Genomic DNA, 19,289 nt, shown 5'->3' on the forward strand with positions numbered 1-19,289 from the left:
AAAGAGCAGCGGCACGCATGCCTTAGGAAACGGGCGGCCAACATGCCGCTGCTCTTTATATATTATATAAGATGTGTAAACAGAAGCATCATACGGATGACCTGCTGAAGCTGCGGGCAGGCCGCAGACAGGCCGGCATCACGTTGCCAAAGGATTTGGCAGGCACGACAGACATACACATCACAGGTTTCAGTAACATGACATCAACATTATTTGTCGAGTCTCCATACGCAGCCGTCCTTGGTGTCTTTCACCTCGAATCCGGCAGCAGCCAGCTCGTCGCGTATGCGGTCGCTTGTGGCCCAGTCTTTCTCGGCCTTTGCCTTTGCCCTGAGGCTCAGCACCATGTCTACCACCTTGCCGTAGGCTTCCTCGCGTGCGTCAGACGAGTTGCCCTTCTCTTCCTTCAGTCCGAGCAGGTCTATCGCAAAGAGGCGCATCGTGTCGGCAAGCTCCTTCAGGCAGTCGGCACAGATAGTGGCCTTGTGGTCGAGCAGCTTGTTGACCACTCCGCAGGCCTCAAACAGATAGCTGATAACCTGAGGTGTGGCAAGGTCGTCGTTCATGGCGTCGTAGCACTTCTGGCGCAGGTTCTTCACAAACTCCTCGGTCTGCGCGTCGCACTTGTCTGACACGGGCACGCGGTCTAAGTCGGCGATGCCTGACATCAGTCGGGCCAGTCCCTTCTCGCTTGCCAGCAGGGCTTCGTTTGAGAAGTCTACCGTGCCGCGGTAGTGGGCAGAGAGGATGAAGAAGCGTATCGTCATGGGCGAATAAGCCTTGTCGAGGCTCGGATGGTTGCCCGTGAAGAACTGCTCGAGCGTGATGAAGTTGCCGAGGCTCTTGCCCATCTTCTGTCCGTTGATGGTTATCATGTTGTTGTGCATCCAGTATTTCACCATCTGGTCGCCCTGGCTTGCCACAGCCTGCGCAATCTCGCACTCATGATGCGGGAACACGAGGTCCATGCCTCCGCCGTGTATGTCGAAGTGGTCGCCGAGATACTTGCGTCCCATGGCCGTACACTCGCAGTGCCATCCGGGGAAACCGTCGCTCCAGGGGCTCGGCCAGCGCATGATGTGCTCGGGCTGCGCCTTCTTCCACAGGGCGAAGTCGGCCTGGTTGCGCTTCTCGCCCACACCGTCGAGCTGGCGGCTGGCGTTGATGACGTCGTCGAGGTTGCGTCCCGACAGTATGCCGTAGTGATATTTCTCGTTATATTTTGCGATGTCGAAATAGATGCTGCCGTTGCTCTCATAGGCAAAGCCGTTGTCTATAATCTGCTTCACCAGCTCCTCCTGCTCTATGATGTGTCCCGTGGCGTGAGGCTCAATGCTTGGCGGCAGCACGTTGAGCGCCTTCATGGCGTCATGATAGCGGTTGGTGTAGTGCTGTGCTATCTCCATAGGCTCGAGCTGCTCCAGACGTGCCTTCTTTGCTATCTTGTCGTCGCCATCGTCGGCATCGTGCTCCAGATGGCCCACGTCGGTGATGTTTCTGACGTAGCGCACCTTATAGCCCTGATGCTTGAGGTAGCGGAACAGGATGTCGAAGGTTATTGCCGGGCGTGCATGGCCCAGATGCGGATCGCCATACACTGTAGGGCCGCACACATACATGCCCACATTGGGGCTGTGGATAGGCACAAAGAGCTCCTTACGGCGGCTCAGAGTGTTATATATAAAAAACTTTTGTTCCATATTTTATTGTTTAAAATTAAACATGTCATTAACAGAATGATAACGCTACCCGACAACAAAACCACCAAGATACGTTTGAGCGTTATGCCGAGATGCTGATTATCTTATGCAAAGATAATGCAAATCGAGAGCAGAAACATCAAGCGTGCTTGAATGTTATGCCGAGATGCAGCTTATTATTATGCAAAGATAACGCAAATCGAGAGCAGAATCGCCAAACCACGTTTGAGTGTTATGCCGAGATGCAGCTTATATTATGCAAAGATAACGCAAATCATTGGTTTAACAAAATCAATGCAATGTTTTTTGAAAATATGTCAAAAGTGAACATCAGAAGCCACGCCTCTCATTTATATGCCACGGATAAAAATATTCGCTGAATAAGATTTCACATTCCGGCTATTTATACTTGAATCACATTAAAACCCCAATCTGTTATTAAGATTCGGTCGGGATTTTTGTTTTATCTGAGCAGATTTTCGTTAAATTTTTCACAGCACTTTTATGACTGGCTACGCCGAAGTTAAAGGAGTTCAAGCAGTTAGAATCAAATGCCAACGTAGTGCTTGCGACAAGAAGCAACAAGACTTTTGGAGCCTCCAAGTAGTGCAATGTAGGGACGCACCCCAGGTGCGTCCACCTATCATCAAACATTCCATTTTATCGTAAACCATTGTAATACAATGATTATCGGGAAACGCTGTTTAATTAGCCTGCGCTGAACTTGGTTTGCGCTTAGCGCCTTGCACCGATAGAAATAAAAAGACGGGCTGAAAACTGGAATGCACAAAATTGATAAAGCTATGTGCAATCTAATGACTGATTTGGGGGTAACATACAGACAGCGACAACGTCTGCCTCCATCAGTCGCAAAAATCATAAGGAGAAAGCACGATTATGCTTAAAAAACATTCAAGAAGAAAGGTTTAAAAAGAAAAACTGTAACCAAAATCAGACGTATAGATTTCAAATCATTAACCTATCGTTTACGCATCGTAACTCGGCCACTTTTCACCCAAAAGTGGCATGTTTTTCAAGGCCAAACCGGCCTTTTGATTTTCATGTTTTGGCGAGTAGTTTGTTGAGAAGATGCAGAGAGGCATCAGCAGGCATGTATCACAGCCTGCCACATGGAGACAGATAAGCTGCGCACCATAAGGGATGACAAAAGGACGTGCCGCCCAAATTCCCATGAAAGGAACCGGACGGCACGGAAAATATCAACTTAGCCCTTAAACGAAATTAAAGGCAGAAAGCAGGAACATCAAAACTAGCATTTCGGGTGGATGTCGAGCTTGACAGGGCGAACCATGTTCTTGGCATCAAGGATGGTGTCGAGATCTTCCTGAGTAAGTATTCCTTCCTCAAGCACAAGCTCAACAACGCCGCGGCCTGTCTCCATGGCCTTCTTGGCAATCTCTGTAGAATGCTCGTAACCGATGTAGGGGTTGAGGGCTGTAACGATGCCGATGCTGCGGTTAACCTCGCGGCGGCAGTTATCCTCGTTGGCAGTAATGCCGTCAACACAGAGCGTGCGCAGTGTGTCGCATGCGTTGGCCATAAGGTCTACTGACTCGAAGCAGCACTGAGCCATGACAGGCTCCATGGCGTTAAGCTCCATCTGGGCAGCCTCGCCGGCCATGGTGACACAAAGCTCGTTGCCGATAATCTTGAACGCAACCTGGCTTACAACCTCAGGAATAACGGGATTTACCTTTCCGGGCATTATTGACGAACCGGGCTGACGTGCCGGGAGATTGATCTCTCCTAAACCGCAGCGCGGACCGCTGGCCAACAGGCGAAGGTCGTTGCTTATCTTGCTCATCTTAACGGCGATGCGCTTCAGCTCTGACATATAGCCTATCATGCAAGATGTGTCTGAGGTTACGCCCACGAGGTCTTTTGCGAGAGTGATGTCCCATCCGGTAATCTCAGCCAAAGCCTTAACACACTTCTCTGCGTAGCCCGGCTCAGAGCAGATGCCCGTACCTATGGCAGTTGCGCCCATGTTGACCTCAAGGAAGTCGGCTGCAGCCTGGTCGAGATGCAGCAGCTCTGCCTCGAGTATGCTTGCAAAGCCAGAGAAGGTCTGTCCGAGAGTCATCGGCACAGCGTCCTCGAGCTGAGTGCGTCCCATCTTTACGATGTGTGCAAACTCTTCCGACTTCTTGCGGAATGCCGCGATAAGCTCTTTGATATGTGGAACAAGGGCAAGATGACTGGCATACATGCCCATGTGGATAGCCGTAGGATATGCGTCGTTGGTAGACTGTGAGCGGTTCACGTGGTCGTGAGAAGAGCAGTGCTCATAGTCGCCCGGCTTGAAGCCCATGTGTTTCAGCGCAATGTTGGCGATAACCTCGTTGGCGTTCATATTGGTGCTGGTGCCTGCTCCGCCCTGAATCATGTCCACGGGGAACTGGTCGTGATACTTGCCGGCCAATATGTCCTGACAAGCAGCCTTGATACCCTCATACTGGGCATCGGTAAGCAGCCCGAGCTGATGGTTTGCCTCAGCAGCAGCCCACTTTGTGTATGCCAGACCGTTGATGAACAGAGGATACTGGCTGAGTTTGAACTTACTGATTGAGAAATTCTCAACGCCGCGCAATGTCTGTATGCCATACAATGCGTCTGCCGGAATCTCACGTGCGCCGAGGAGGTCGTGCTCCATACGGATATTCTTTTCTGAATTCATAGTTTTAAGGTTTATATTTCAATTATGTGTTTTTACTATATTATTAAGGTGTTTCGGCATTATGTTATGCCTCCTTCCTTTCAGTGTCAAAGATAGTGCTAACTTTTCATTGTGCCAAACATTATCAGGTTTTTAACACATCAAACGCACGTATTAGCGTAAAACAGACTAAAAAGCAGTACATATATCTTACAAATAGTCAACAAACGGCAAATTTGGCATCGTCATCTACTCACCGGCAGTCATATGTCCCATCTCCGTTCTTTCCGGTATGTCCTCACAACTGGCATAAAAAATGATGGGAGCATCCTCACGGACACTCCCATTCTCTCCTGCAACTTGACCTGTCGGTCAAAATATAAAAAACTTACCTAACTCTTATTTTCGTCACCTGCGAGCCGCTCTCTGTCTCTGTGCGCACGACAACCATGCCGCTGTCGACACCATTGAGAGTGCAGGTGAAGTTGCCGCTGGGCGATACTTTCTTCAGAAGTGCACCGCCTGCCGACCATACGCTCACTGAACGCAGAGCCGTGTCTGACGTAACGACAACCTGGCGCGGAACGATAGAGCTTACGCTGACGTTGCCCTCTGCGCCCGTTTCGGTTATGCCCGTTGTGCCCGAGCCGTGACCTATCAGGAAGTAGCGGCCGTATGACGGACCGTTCACCGTGAGCTGATAGCCTTCGTAGAGCGGTGTCTCGCTCTGCAGCTCGGCGTCGTAGATAGCGGCATCCTTAACGGCTGCCACGCCGCTGAACGTAAGGGTTACAACTGAGCCGTCGGCTGCCGTAACGCCTAACGGTATACGCTGTGCGTCCTTCAGCTGGTTGACGCTCACTGCCGTGTTGCCGGCTACGGTGTAAACCTTAGGAGCGTTGTCGGCATTGCCTGTCAGTCCGCTAATCATCTGTGCATCCTCCATGCCGAAGCCGTTGCTTGCCGAAGCAGCATAGCGCACAGCCGCGCTGCTTGAGCCTTCAGCGTCTTCTGCCGTTATCTTGAGAGAAACGGTCTGTGAGCCTTCACCTGTTGAAGTTGTTTCAAACTTCTGCATGGCAGCAGTGAATTTAACAGTCACATTAGCATCATAAATTGTTTCTGCCTCTGTTTCATGACCGAGAGCCTCAACATAGAATACTGAATATGGTGCAATAAGAGATGTCTGAGCAGACCATCCGTTTTCAGTAAAAGCAACCGCATTGTCTTCTGACATATCGCCAATCCAATATTTCTGTGCCAGCACGTCGCTATTGCTCTCAACAAACGCCTGGACATCAAGCGGAGCCATAAACGGATTACCTACCATCAGATACTTGCCGTCAGCAGACGGAGTAAGCGTAGTCGTAACATCATTTTGAGGATTGTATTTTAAAGGATTGCTTCTATCCAACAAACCTGTCACAAGCAGCTTGCCTGCATTGGTACGGTCAACGCTTTTATCCTCCTCAGCAGTACTTACATCATAACTTTCATCGGCCTTCGGGAAACGGAATAGCAATGATGTTGCATCTTTAAGTACACCCTTGATAGAGAATCCGCCACCTGCAACATAAGGCACGCTTGCGTCGTTGTATGCAGAGCTCCATTCTGTAGTAAACGATACAGGAGTGGTGCCACCGCCATTTTCAACAATACTTGCTCCTGTACTCCAGCTGCGCTGGTAAACCGCAGGATTCAGGCGGCTATAGCCTCCATCAGTGAAGTTGATATCCTTGAAATACTCTGTCTCTTGCTTTCCTGTTGTAGGAGCATACCAGTCGCCGGCAACAACGCCCTGCAGCGGTGTGCTTACGGCTGTCCACTGTCCCGGAGTAACCTCCACGTCTGTCCACGCCTTGTTATAGAGCAACTGCTCAGCATGCAGCATCTGTGCGCCCAGTTCAAAGTGGATATCGCGGCAAATATTTACACGGTAGCGCTGAGTGGTGAGCGCTCCGTCTTTTTCATAAGCCATCAGGTCATACTGAATATTCTCTGTCGGCAGTTCCATATAATCCGGACGGCTCGTATTTGTCCATGCGCCGCCATCGCCATATCCTGCCATATAAAGCTCAGCCTTGCTTCCTTCTGGCATGACAACATTAGAGAACAGCATCGGCACGAAACCTTTTTCAGTGGTATTAGCCTCATTAGTCAGATAACTGTCGTCAGCAGCCTTCTTCAATGCGGATTTATCCGCACGCTTCCAGTTGGCATCATTATTCCAGTTGCTTGTAGCGTCCGCACCGCTCCATACCAGATTTTCAGGAACCACCTTCATGTCGACTGTGAACTTACCGAAACATGCGTTGCTGATGTTACCTCCTGAAGAACTAAGTTCCTCAAAATGAACCGCAAACGTATATGTATATCCTTCCTTTGGTTCAAATTTGAAGCCATTAGACTGTTCTGACTGTGTGTCAAAATAGATTTCCATATTATCTTTATATGAAGAACCTTCTTTATATGGCTCTGCAAACAACGAATTTAACACACCGATAGGTAACGAATATTCGCTAAAGTCTGTTGTAAAGAATTTGTTATAAGCCGGATCGTCCGTGGCAACGAGATAAATCTTACCAAATACATCTGGAGTCAAAGATTTAACCATACCAATATGGTCGGTACCCTCTGTAACCAATACCGCACCGCGTAAATCTATGGTTATCGGCTTGTCGGCAGACGTAGAATTTATCTGACTCAAACCTATACGCAAGCCAGGATTGAACGCGTCATTAGGATATTTTACGGTATTGAAGCCTGCATGAAGCTGTGGGGCATCACCATCTGTATGTAAAATTAAAGGAATATACGACCAGCAAACATTAGCCCATTGTTCTTCACTAATACCACCTTCAGCAGGAGGCACAAGAGTTTGAATAGGTTGTATAACCAATCGCAAACCGTCCTGTAATAGAGCTATATCCAAATTTTCCTTATGCAATACGAGACGATTATGCAATCCACCACCAGTTTGATCATTTAGATATTCAGCAATTATATCTATTTGCTCCTGTTTTAAAGTTGTTTTCTGACCATCAATAGCATCATGTTCACCTGCTGTAACACCACTCAAATCCTCTTTGTCAATATAAATATCACGGAAGGTTGTAAGTGCACTTTGCAAAGACTCTCCACCATGTTTCTGATTTGGTGCAATAAATTCTTCTTCTGTGCCAAAGAACCAGTCAAAATAAACGCCATTATCTATTATTATATAATCTTCAGTACCATCTTCTTTTGGTATAGGCACACGCATCTGAGCTGAGAAGTTAAATATCTGTCCGGCACAGAAATCTGTTGACGGATCTACCACCTCACCGTTAACGCGCAACAATGTTTCTGACGTAACATAGAAGTCGGTCATTATGGCGCACTGGTCATTTATCACAGCAGCAAAATCCTCTGCGTCAAGAGTCAGGTCGCTATTATCATGTATGTTGATAAGCATCACGTAAGGCCGGTTTGGAGTCAACGCAGAATAGAAATCCACAACAAGGCTTCTTAGTCCGGTTTCGCTATCCGTAGTTCTATAGAAATAATACTTGCTGCCATCGTATGTGTCTGCTGCAAGATTAGGATGCTTATTCTCGTTATACTCAATATTATCAACAAACGGCAGTTTGAAGTTGAGCGTATTATATTTTTCATTATATCCGCCCTGCTCCGGATCTTCATTATTGCCCACTTCCACAACCGAGGCGTCTATGGCTTCGGCATATTTTCCTGGATTTGCAACCAGATAGTTGTCATATTTTATTTTATCAATAAAACAGAAATCGATGGCGTCAACACCGTTCGACGTATCATCATAACCCATTCTCGACATCAGTCGCTCCCAGTCTATCTTAACGTTCATTAGTGTACGGTCGCCTACACAAGTAGCATCAAGCTGGTTTACCTCCGCGTTTGGATGCATCAGATAAACACGTATATCGTCAATATACATGTCACCTCCCGACGTTGATGCCGAGTTGTTCTCTATCTGAAGCATATACGAGTCATAATTGGCAACATTCGGGTCGTTATTAATAAACGAGAAATAAACCTGATACCATTCGTTATGCCCTGAGCCTGTACCCGGATCTCCCGCTGTAAGAAGCGTTGTGGTACGTATCTGGCTGCTCGAATGGCGATATATAGGCGTATAGGTCACTGTCCCGTCTGGATTATTCTTTACACCCATAATCGTGAACATTACAGCGGCGTCATCGTTACTGGATGTACCTGAGCTCTTAATCCAAGCTGTCGTAAACAGCTCCGAACCGGCACACAGGCGGTCTTCGAAAGGCAAACGGGCGATGATACCAGGACGGTCTGATGTATCAATAAACAGGAAATAGCCGTCATCATCTTTTCCGACACCTTTTGGCGGGAGTGCACTTAAGTTACCATTTAATTCTCCATATCCCATGTAATCATCTACAATAGCATAGTATCCCCATTCAGTAAAATATTGTTCTTTTATCTGTGTCGCACCGGTAAAATCACCTTTCTTTGAGCCATCAAAGAAAGCATAACTGCTGTGTCCCCAATCCATTGGGAAAGGGAAATAGTGGTCTTGTCCGTACATGCTAGCCACATCAGGATCGTAATCGAAATTAAGTGAAGTAAGCAGTTCCAAGTTGTCCTTCATCCATTGCGGAGAGCGATAAGTATAGTTCCACGACTTACCTTGAGCATCACTTGTGCCGAGCTGCGACACCTGCGTTTGTGTCAAAGGTAAGGCATCTGCCTTAAATGTAAGATTATAACGTGCTATGTTATATATTTTTCCACCTGCACTTTTCGTCACAAGAATTGTTGCGGTACTGCCATCTGCAACCTCCCAAGGAGTATTTGTACCTACACCTTGTTTTCTGAACTTTATAATACGATTATCTCCCGACAACTGTGTTGTCTCGAGCTGAAGTCCAGCATTGTTATTTACAACCTGAATGGATAAGCTTGCAGTTTCAGACACATCAGGTATGGCATATCCATTCGCATTCTTAGACAAGGCGACCAACTCAGATGTATGATTAGACAAATGTTTTGCCGGGAAGGTTATATCATATTCTTCGAGATACTTCTTATCTTCAGCTATTCCACCACCTTGATAATGTACATCTTTTAAACGATTATGACCGTTATTCCAATTATCAGTAGACTTATGGCCATCAACTCCTACTATATAGAACACAGCACGCAAAGCTAGCGTTGGCTCATAATATCCATTACTACTAAATCTCTGAGACAAGGTGGCATTTGAAACATCAACATCATCCTGTGCCCCAGGGTACTTCTCCCAAAAATCTGTATAACCAGAGACATCACAAGCAACAACATACCAGTCATTATCAAATGATGCTGCATTATCGAACCATGAATTAAATTCATCATCTTCCGGATAATAAAAGTTCATAGAAGTCATTTTATCTCCCAAAGGATTTCCTACATACCCATTAGACAGACGATAGGCAGAACCTGAGGTCGGAGTCAACAAATCATATGCCGAACCACTTGAATGATTTGTTTCAAATGTTCCATCTGTTCGATAACTGTACCAACGCTGATAAGTATGAACAGAATAATTACCGCTCATCTGAGTCGGAAGTGACAAATTAACCGTTGAACCTTTATGCACATAAATTGTATCGATATAAGTATGTGCTGCCTGTAATTTAGCATCAGGATTATTTGACATAACAGATGTAAACCAGGGTTTATCATAACTAAATGTACCCAAACTGCTATTAGGGAGTCCTAAACTTTCGGCTATGTCAAACCATTTAGATCTTTTATGTTTAATAGATACGTCTCCTTCAGGTGAATACAAATATATTTCATTTATTTGAACACGTCTTCTACTGCTACTCGAAACAAATTCTAAACGAATATAATTTTTCGTTATCGGAGTTGAAAGATAGACTGTCTCTCTGTGATTTATTCTTCCAAAAGTAAAGGTCTGTACCAAATTAGAAGAGGTGAAAGACGTATTATCATCACTTGCATACACTCTCAATGTTTCTGGTCGTGTTTCATTTTGCCCATTATCTGAAAAAAACTGTATTGCAGTTAGCGTTTCTCCTTTTAAATTAAAGTCTAAACGCGCTGTCTGTGCCGTAGCTGTTGCATATGTTGATTCATTACCATCATAAGCCCTGCTTGCATTATTGAATGCATTAGAAGAGTATCGAGTAGCACTGATAGTCTTTGCAACAATATTATATTTATTATCTGACACCTGCGCCACAGCATTCTGTGCAAGGAATGTTGCGCAGAAAAGAATGAGAAGCTTATATAAATTATGTATTTGTTTCATATCTTATGTCCTCCTTTTTATTTTATGAACATATTGAGCATTTCATGACGCAGATAGTCGAGACCGAACTCCGGTGTACGCGTTTTGCTCTTAAACGGGAAGTTAGTAATGTCGTCGGTAGTTATGATTACATTATATCTCCGCTCGAAATTATTTCTGTCGGCAGTCCATGTAACATCAAATGTAAGGTTAAATGTCTTTCCGGCTGAAGCCGTAACATGGCCTTTTACCGTTGTATCACCCTCTGTATAATTGTCAAAAGCCAGACCTGTAACACTTTCTTTATCAAAGGTCCATGCACTCTTGAGATTTTCTATTGCAGTTGTTCCACTTGGAGTAACTCCAACCGTGAACTCAAATTGAGATCCCTCTGGTATCGTGCATGTATAATAATCAGGATTAGGCGACAATTTTACCTCTACCGGAACATTGCCTATAGGCGATACCCAACAATGCAAGTCAAGAGTTACATCATAACCCGTAAGATTGAGTGAAAGCGGATATATGCTGTTGCGGGGCAAAACTGTACGCTTTGTTGTTGCCGTGTATGTAGTGCCATTTTTTTCGTCTGTTTCAAGAGTAACAGTATATCCTGAGTTTCCAGGCGAAGAGTTAACATAGAAATCGGCAAACTGATAAGTGCCGCCATCACTTAGTTGTATACTCTGACTTTCTTCACCATTCAACACAATGTGCTGACAGGTGTATTGCATATCATTTACTTGAGTATCTGAGAACAAGCCTATCTTGTCTGCATATCCGCCGAACGACAGGGCTGTAACCTTTGTGTTGGGCTTGCCCGTGATGCTCATTCTTATCTTGGTTACAAGGCGGTCGAGACCGATAGAGATGTTGCGTGTAGAACGCGTAACGGTTACTTCCTCCTTTGCGCTCATCGGGATAAAATAAGTAAGCAAGTCAAGCTTTGAGGCAGGATTGTCTTCAAGCACGATATTGTCTATATCAATACCCTTCTCCGTAAGAGATTCGCCGTCTCCCAATCCTGTAAGGCTGCTCCACGCCGTACTGAAATAAGAATCAATGTTTGCAAAGGCATACACTGTGTATGTGCCCGGTGTTAGCGTGAAGCTCTCTGAGGTCCATGTCTTCAAGTTTCCCACCTTTGCTGCTTCGTCATTACTCAAATCTGGCAAGAATTTCTTCACGACCTTGTCGCCCTGTATAAAAAGCACGAGCAGGTTGTGCATATACTCGCTGTTCTGCCCCCACTTCGGTACCCTCTCTTGTGTTCAGGTCGCCTTCCTCACGTGCTGTGATGCTCAGCTGAAGCATGGCGGGAGCATTGTCGTCGCCCGTGTCGATGTCGTCGTCGAACGAGCATGAGGCGAGAGGCACGGCGCACATCCATGGCAGCAGCCATAACATAGCCTTATATATATGTTGCTTTATCTTGTTCATAACGTCAGTGTTTTTTCATTATATTCATTACATCACATAGGCAGAGTCTCATTATCGAGCAGCAGCCAGTCGTTAACATACACGTCAACAATCAGACTCTCCTCTTCCGGCACTTCGCCTCCGAGCGAATAAACGCTGTTGACCGTAAGTTTATATATATTGTTTCGCACAATGGCATACTCCATTATACCCTTCTTTGTATCATCATTGTCATTGCTGTGGCGCACCCACCATGTGTAATAGCATGTGGCGTCTTCGTATGTGCGCGTTCCGTAAGGCTGCAAGGCAATACGCGTAACCTTACCATTCTGGTCAAGAACCACTTTTCCATTTTCGTCTTTTGAATAGCCGCACTCATTCTTCATATAGTTGCTCCATGTAAGCGAAGAAGCATCCGAAACAGTTTCCGAATCGTCTTTACCCTCAGCCAGTCCTTCAAGATATTTGTTATATCCCGACGGATCATTGGTAAGCAATGTGGATGTAATAAACTGTTTTACATCCCCCCATGTCACGCAACTTGTTATATTGTCTAAATCATCAAACTTACTTCCATAAAATCCGGCCATCATATCCTCCATTGAGGCATAAATCTTTGTACCATACGCGAAGAATGTTTCTCCATCGGTATAATTTGCCACGCCCTGCGGATGGAACTTTGCCTTGAACACCACGCCCGTGCTGTAACGTTTTCCTGCCTCTTCAGCTGCCGTAGTGTTTTCGAGGGTATAGCCTATACGCTGCCATTGTTCTGTTCCGTCAGAAACTTCTATTCCCGGCTGAACATAATCAGCCCAATAATTAGGGTCTTGCGAGATGTTGCCAAACCATTCGCCATAAAGATCTTCGGCTGTTTTAACTTCACCGCCAATGGTAAAGCTGTTGTTGGCTGATGTCTTGTCTGCCGTCCACGGGTCGAGCACGTAGTTAGTCTGTACTCCTGCATCTGGTGTTTCATTACCGAGATATGTCGGCACACCGTCAACAGTTGATGCAACGCGCTTCAACATATAGCTGCCTGCAGTAAGATTGTTCACCAGAGCTGCGCCGGTTATCTCAACTGTGGCACCAGTATATGCCGGGTCGGTACAAGTATAAGACGCTTCGGCCTTATAGTCGAGCCTTGCTGCCATGCGCTCTACGTTTACCGTAGCTTTTGCGGGGTCGCTCTCCGGGTTAGAATTGAGCGTGAGCGTGGCGTCGGCAGCTGATGTCATTACGAAATCAGAATAGTCAGAGCCTGAGGCTGTCCATGCCGTGGTCTGTATATGATTGCGCACGTCGGCGAGCGTGAGCGACTGACCTGTCCACCAGTCTGCGCCCGGATTTGCCACCACGAGCACGTTATATGTTCCGTCGTCGAGGTCTACCTGCTGCGGCGTTGTTGTATAGGTGCGGTCGATGCCGTTGCCCGGCTCGGTAGGGCTTCCAACGTTAAATGTTGCTACAGCCATGATTGGAGTTGTACCGCTGCTGTTCACTCCGTCAGTGCCACTGCCCTGATAGAAGAAGGCCACGGCCGATTTTATTTCATTCTCATAATCTTGTCCAGTCTCATCTCCGTCGCCCTGTTCGCCTCCCGTAGGATTAGAGCGCGTAGGCGTGCTTTGCTGCGATGCGAAGCTGAGCGAGACATAAGAAGATGCCGACATGCCGCCTCCGCCTGACGGAGCGGTGTCGATGTCTTCCTGCGCACAGCCGGCCGCGAGAGATGCCATAAGCAGGCATCCCGCAACGCCCTTAACTGTATGTAATATATTCTTGTTCATAGACATTCGTGATTTTTAGGTTGGTTGGCTGTTTAAATCACAGTTCCTCAAACTGCACCCGCTTGCTCCATCCCAGCACGCTGATGCTGATATTTACGTAAGCCAGGCGGTCGCCCTTGAGGTAGAAGTCGAGCTGATAGTCGTAGCCGCGGTCGAGGAATTCCTGTTCCGAGTAGCGGTATATCTCCTCGCTCGTGCGCAGACGGCTGAGCAGGTCGGGCAGGTTGACGCGCACCACTTCCATGTTGGTGTTTTTGTTCACTATAGACAGTATGCCGTCGTCCTTTGCATCGGCATGATACAATATGCGCGATGTCATAAAGTCGGCATGAGCTATCTTGCCCACTCCGTCTATTGGGTCGCCGTTATGGTCGAAGGCCGGCGTGCGGTCGTCGGTGTTCCATGTTGCGTGCGGCGTGTAGACCACGGTGCTGGTCTCATCGAGCGAGTTGTCCCAGAGGATGTGCGAGTTGCGGTCGGTGATGGTCATGTCATAGTTTGCCACGTCCATCTGTGTGGGGTCGTCGAGCTCGCGCATTGTCACGTTGATTTTCTTGGTGTCGCGCATGAGCGAGATTGTGTGGTAAGTAGGCTTTCCGGCGAACACCTCAACAGGTTCAACCTCCATGCCGTGCCACAGAGTGTCGAGCGGCAGTCCGTGGTTGTCAACGAGGAGCATGTCGCTGCCCTGCTGTGTTGTCTCGAGTCTTACGTCGAGTGCCGTCATGTCGTCTCCGGCAGTAAGGTCAGAGCGGACGAAGCGTGCACGTCCCGACTCCATCTGCTCAGAGTAAGAGTTTTGTCCGGCAAGCACTATGAACTTATACTTGCCCGGATCGAGGTCCATCTTCATTGAGTATGTAGGCACAGCCAGCGGCAGCGAGCTGCCCACGTTGGCCTCCGACTGGCGTGTGACATACTTGCCGTTTTCGTCGAACACGTAGACATCTACAGCTCCCACATGGTCGTTGAACATGTCAGCGCGCTCAAGATTGTAGTCGTACTTGAAGTTGAGATACAGCCCCATGGGACAGTCGTCTCTGTCTTCGGTCATCATGTCGCACGATGTGAACACCGGTGTCGACAAAGCCGCAATGCACAGCCAAGTCAGACGCTTTATTGAAAGATACTTCATAAGCATATATATTTTTTGTTTTTATTTCCTTTATCCATATTTAATTGTTGCATTGTCTTTGCGCGGCGACATTGCTGTCTATCCTCGCCGGGCCAGCCCGGATGCCTATCTGTCTGTGTTGCTTAAGCAGATGTTTAGCCTTGGGCTGTCGCTGTTTATGTTGTGGGCACTTGCCCTTGAGCGTCGTGCCTCGTTGTTGTCAGTTTTGGTTTGCGGCAACATTGTTCCGCAACGGCTCCTCTCTCTGTGCCGGAGCTGCACCCCGCCGTATCTCATGGTGTCTCTGCGGGCAGACTTACATGCAGGCCACACCTCTGCGGCTTCTGCCTTTTTAAGAAAATGTGCGGCCGGCCCATACCGGCCGCACACGGATGTTGTCAATTAACTTTAACTTTTATGAAGTTCAATCTTATTAGAGATCTACGCTCTGGCTGCGCTTAGCCCAAGAGAGAACGTTGATTTCAACAGAGATCCAAGACTCCATTGGATCGTCAGGAGTACCATAAACATCTGGAACATCTGCAGAACCGATAGTCTTGATAGCCGTAACATCAATATTGTACCAGTTGTTACGCAGTACACCATAACGGCCAAGATAATCATTTCCGTTATTGTTATATTCAGCATTGTTCCAATTTGCCTGAGTGTCATCGAAGTGTCTAATCAATACAGGATAGTAAGCAATACCGCCCTTATAATAAGAAACCTTCTTACCAGCATTGACAGCTGCGATAATATCATTATTACCATCAGCTTTCAAGACAGCAGGAATCTCACCACCTTTGAAATCACCTTTTCTATCTTCTGATATAGTTATTTCTGTAACCGTCAGGTCACCGCCTGTAGTTTCCTTGCTGTCAAAATTAACAGTAAGGTCTGCTTCACCAATAGACTGACCTTCATTCAAACCTGTTGTAGGATCTTGCAATGCAGCAACAACAGCAGGATTTGTCAGATATTCAGCCTTAATAGCCTTAACAGCATTCTCTTTAGTGAAAATGGTATTCTTGTCATTATCCAGGATATAGAAATCTCCACTCTCCTCAGCTCCTGCCATTGTAAGCTTTGCTGCCACGATAACACGTGTTGTCTGATTCTGGTTCATATTGGCTACATTAAATGTATTTTCCAGACAGTAAGCATTCTTACCAACGTCAGTCAAAGATGCAGGAGTTGTTCCTTCCAGCTTAGTAAAATCACCTTCTACAAGACTTGCATAGTTCGGGTCGTATGCCCAATATGTACGATACAATCCGGCAGCGACAGCAGCAGAGCCGACAAAACGATAATCGTTAGAAGTAGCAGCCTTGTAACTCCACCAGTCAGCACCATTCACATTACGAACAATGTAAGATTTTGTGTTAGTAACATCAAGAGTCCAACCTGTGATTGCATATGTAAGGCTACTTCCAGCAGAACCTGTATTAGAATTTGTAACCGTTACTTTAGCAACAGCTCTTTCTACATATATACTTGCTGCAGGATTGTCCTCTGCCTCAGCCTGTGTAGAATAAATGTTCTCTGTATTAATTTTTGTAAGAGTAACAGCATTACCACCGTTAGGGTCTGTAACACCACCAGGATTTGTGTAAAGAGGAGCATTCGTCATAAAGAAACTACCCTCAGCATCAGAAGTCACAGATGCCAATTCAGACGCAGTAAGAGTCTGAGCAGTTGTTCTAAAATAATCAAATGTCTTTCCTGTTAAAGACTCACCCTTCAGTTTCCATTCACCATCATTAGTCAGCACGTTACCCTTGTTAACAACGACCAAGGCATACACGTTTCCGGCACCAGGCTTTGTGATTTCCTGCGTAACATTGTAAGAAGCTGTAATATTGCCACCAACAGATGTTGGAGTCATAGAACCAAGATCGTATGCTCCTGAGAAAACAGCAGTACCCTCATCTGTTCCGTTAAAAATAAGAAGAGTTGCATCATTTACTTTGTATTCTGCCTCCAAGCCATCATCAAAGTCATCATTTGCACGTGTACTTGGTGTTGTCGGCAGATTGATCGCAAGGCTGATATAGCCCTTTTCACCAGGTAATACAGTTCCCTGTCCGCCATTGTCAATGCCATCTTCGCTTGAACAAGCTCCCAGCATCAGCGCTGCCAATGCGAAGGAAAATAATTTTACTTTTTTCATAATTTAAAAAATTGAGTTGGTTTAAAAAATATTTTTATCAATTCTCGTGTTTTTACATGTCGAGTATCTGCAGGTTTTTGTCCACTCCCTGTGCTCCGGCCTGCTTAGCCTGATTGAGCAGCTGGCGTGCCTGGTCGGTGTTGCCCTCGAGCATGGCCATCACGCCCTTGGCGTGCAGAGCCTGCGGCGAGTTGCCTGCCTTGCTGAGATAGCGTTTAGCACCCTCAAGGTCGCCGCTCTCCATGCGTGTGCATGCGGCATTGATGTTGGCCGTAGGGTCGTCGGGATACATGCGCACGGCGGTCTCCATAACCTCGTTGAACTCGCGCGAGCCCGGCTCGTAGGTCTGTGCCACCATATACATCTCCTCGAGCGAAAGCTGCTGCGGCTTGGTCTTCAGCACCTGTTTTGCCTCGTCTACCGAGAACGGGCGCACGCTGTAGCTCACCACATAGTCAGAGTGGCGCAGAGCGGGATACCATGAGTCGAGCATAAAGCGGTAGTCTGTAGGATAAGTAGACTTAATCTTCCACTCTTTGGCATCGGGGTCGAGCGTCTTGTCGTCGATGAGCTTAAGTATGGCGTCGCTGTTGTCGAGATTGCCCTCAACGACATACTCGCGCAGGCCTTCCCAGTCTTCAGGCGTAGACGATACGGTGAAGAGGCGGTCTTCTATATGCACGAGCTTGCGCACATAGTCCTTGAGCGTCTTGGCACGGTTCTGTGCCAGATATGCGTTGTGCTCATAAGGCGACTCGGGCGAAGCATATCCGTGGATTTCGATGTTTGTTATGGTTGTGTTCTTGTCGTTCTTCACGAGGTTGATTGTGTTCACAATCTTCTCCAGCTCGCGCGGGTTGTTGCGGTATTCGGGATAGAGAGTGATTTTGTCAACGGGGAAGTCGATAAACGCGCGTCCTTCCTCATGGCGCACCTTCTGTGCCTCGGCTGCCGGGCGCATATACGGCATGAACGGCGTGCGCAGGCGCTTCAGCTCAACGGTGTTCTGGTCTTTCACATCGCCGCATCCGCAGAGGTCTTCAGCCACGATGACGTTAGAGTTCTTCATCCAGGACTCATAGGGCAGCACGGCGCTGTAGTGGAGCGTCTGGTCGGTGTTGTTCTTACGTCTTACGGCCACCACGTTTGCCGGAAAGTCTTTATGTCCGCCGCGGCGGTAAGAGATGTCCTGCTTGCGTCCGTTCACTACTATCTGCGGCATCTGCCTCTCCTCGGTGTTGTTAGTGATGATGGGCGTGAAGACGAGCCTCATGTTAGAAGGCAGCTTCAGCGAGTCCATATTGAGGTCGAGGTCAACCACCATAGTCTGGTTAGTGTTCTCTACCTTGATATTCTCTACCGTCACCGTCCGTCCGGCCAGCTTAGGCTCCACGCTCTGTGCCTGCAGCGCGAGCGGCGCGGCCAGCAGGCATGCACAATATATAGATAATCTTTTCATGTCCTTGGTGGTTTATAGTATCAGAAGATGTAAATAAGACTCAGCGCGGCCTTTGTCGGGCCGAAATAGTTGGTGTGCGACGACTTGAGCTTCTCGCCACAGGTTCCGCACTTGTATTTGTCATACTTTATGTAGTCGTATCCCAGGCCTATGGATGCCTCAAAGTTCCAGTGCTTTGACATCACCCACTGATATCCTGCCGTTACGCCTCCGCCTGCATACCATCCTTCATAACGGTGGTCCTCAAGCTCGGGGAAGAACCCGAAAGGCAGCTCAACGCTGCTTGCGTTGAACTGTCCGCCCATGAGGTGGGCACCGATGAACCAGCCATTGAAGCTCTCGCAGAACCAATAGCGGTATTCAGGCATAACAAGCCAGTGGCGCAGACTCGACTGGTCGCCGCCCGACTGTTTCCACGGATTAAGACCATAGAACAGCTGCAGCGTGCTTTTCTTACCTACTGAGGCTTCAATTCCTAAGTTAGGAGTTGTGGTAGCCCAGTATAATGCATTGGTCTTCAACGCCACGTTCTGTGACAGCATTGTGGCTGAAGTTGCCAACACAAATAGTGCTGTACTTAATATGCGTTTAATCATAAATCCTGTAAATATTTTAGTTTTTTCTATTTCTCGGAATCTTGTTTTTATTCATAGTTATATTATCTCAGCAGATGG

The 19,289-nt window shown here is 47.2% G+C and carries 10 protein-coding genes; all 10 read right to left on the reverse strand.

The features are described 5' to 3' along the window. Nucleotides 1–209: 209 nt before the first annotated feature. The gene (gene cysS / locus ACZMIG_RS07405) at nt 210–1,700 is read right to left on the reverse strand and encodes a cysteine--tRNA ligase (protein ID WP_287604507.1); all 1,491 of its coding nucleotides are present in this window, start codon (nt 1,698–1,700) and stop codon (nt 210–212) included. Between the two features lie 1,270 nt (nt 1,701–2,970). After that, a complete protein-coding gene (locus ACZMIG_RS07410; RefSeq protein WP_053397530.1) occupies nt 2,971–4,398 on the reverse strand; it encodes an aspartate ammonia-lyase in 1,428 nt (475 codons plus the stop codon). Nucleotides 4,399–4,765: 367 nt separating this feature from the next. Further along, nucleotides 4,766–9,784: a hypothetical protein gene (locus ACZMIG_RS07415; protein WP_487889397.1), complete on the reverse strand. Its 5,019-nt coding sequence runs from the start codon at nt 9,782–9,784 to the stop codon at nt 4,766–4,768. A 917-nt stretch (nt 9,785–10,701) separates the two neighbouring features. Then, on the reverse strand, nt 10,702–11,892 hold the full coding sequence (locus ACZMIG_RS07420) for a hypothetical protein (protein ID WP_487889398.1): 1,191 nt from the start codon (nt 11,890–11,892) through the stop codon (nt 10,702–10,704). Beyond that, nucleotides 11,822–12,103, reverse strand: a complete 282-nt coding sequence (locus ACZMIG_RS07425; RefSeq protein ID WP_487889399.1) for a hypothetical protein — start codon at nt 12,101–12,103, stop codon at nt 11,822–11,824. Before ACZMIG_RS07425 ends, ACZMIG_RS07420 begins: the two co-directional genes overlap by 71 nt. A 32-nt stretch (nt 12,104–12,135) precedes the next feature. Then, on the reverse strand, nt 12,136–13,872 hold the full coding sequence (locus tag ACZMIG_RS07430; RefSeq protein ID WP_487889400.1) for an Mfa1 family fimbria major subunit: 1,737 nt from the start codon (nt 13,870–13,872) through the stop codon (nt 12,136–12,138). Nucleotides 13,873–13,909: 37 nt separating this feature from the next. Beyond that, nucleotides 13,910–15,007, reverse strand: a complete 1,098-nt coding sequence (locus ACZMIG_RS07435; RefSeq protein WP_053397660.1) for a FimB/Mfa2 family fimbrial subunit — start codon at nt 15,005–15,007, stop codon at nt 13,910–13,912. Between the two features lie 412 nt (nt 15,008–15,419). Next, nucleotides 15,420–17,156, reverse strand: coding sequence for an Mfa1 family fimbria major subunit (locus ACZMIG_RS07440; protein WP_482682915.1), 1,737 nt, complete (start codon nt 17,154–17,156; stop codon nt 15,420–15,422). A 52-nt stretch (nt 17,157–17,208) separates the two neighbouring features. Continuing rightward, nucleotides 17,209–18,615, reverse strand: a complete 1,407-nt coding sequence (locus ACZMIG_RS07445) for a DUF3868 domain-containing protein (protein ID WP_302024611.1) — start codon at nt 18,613–18,615, stop codon at nt 17,209–17,211. 20 nt (nt 18,616–18,635) lie between these two features. After that, complete coding sequence (locus ACZMIG_RS07450; RefSeq protein WP_021854462.1) at nt 18,636–19,211, reverse strand: DUF3575 domain-containing protein; 576 nt, start codon at nt 19,209–19,211, stop codon at nt 18,636–18,638. Nucleotides 19,212–19,289: the final 78 nt, after the last annotated feature.

The sequence above is a fragment of the Xylanibacter sp. genome, assembly GCF_057607445.1.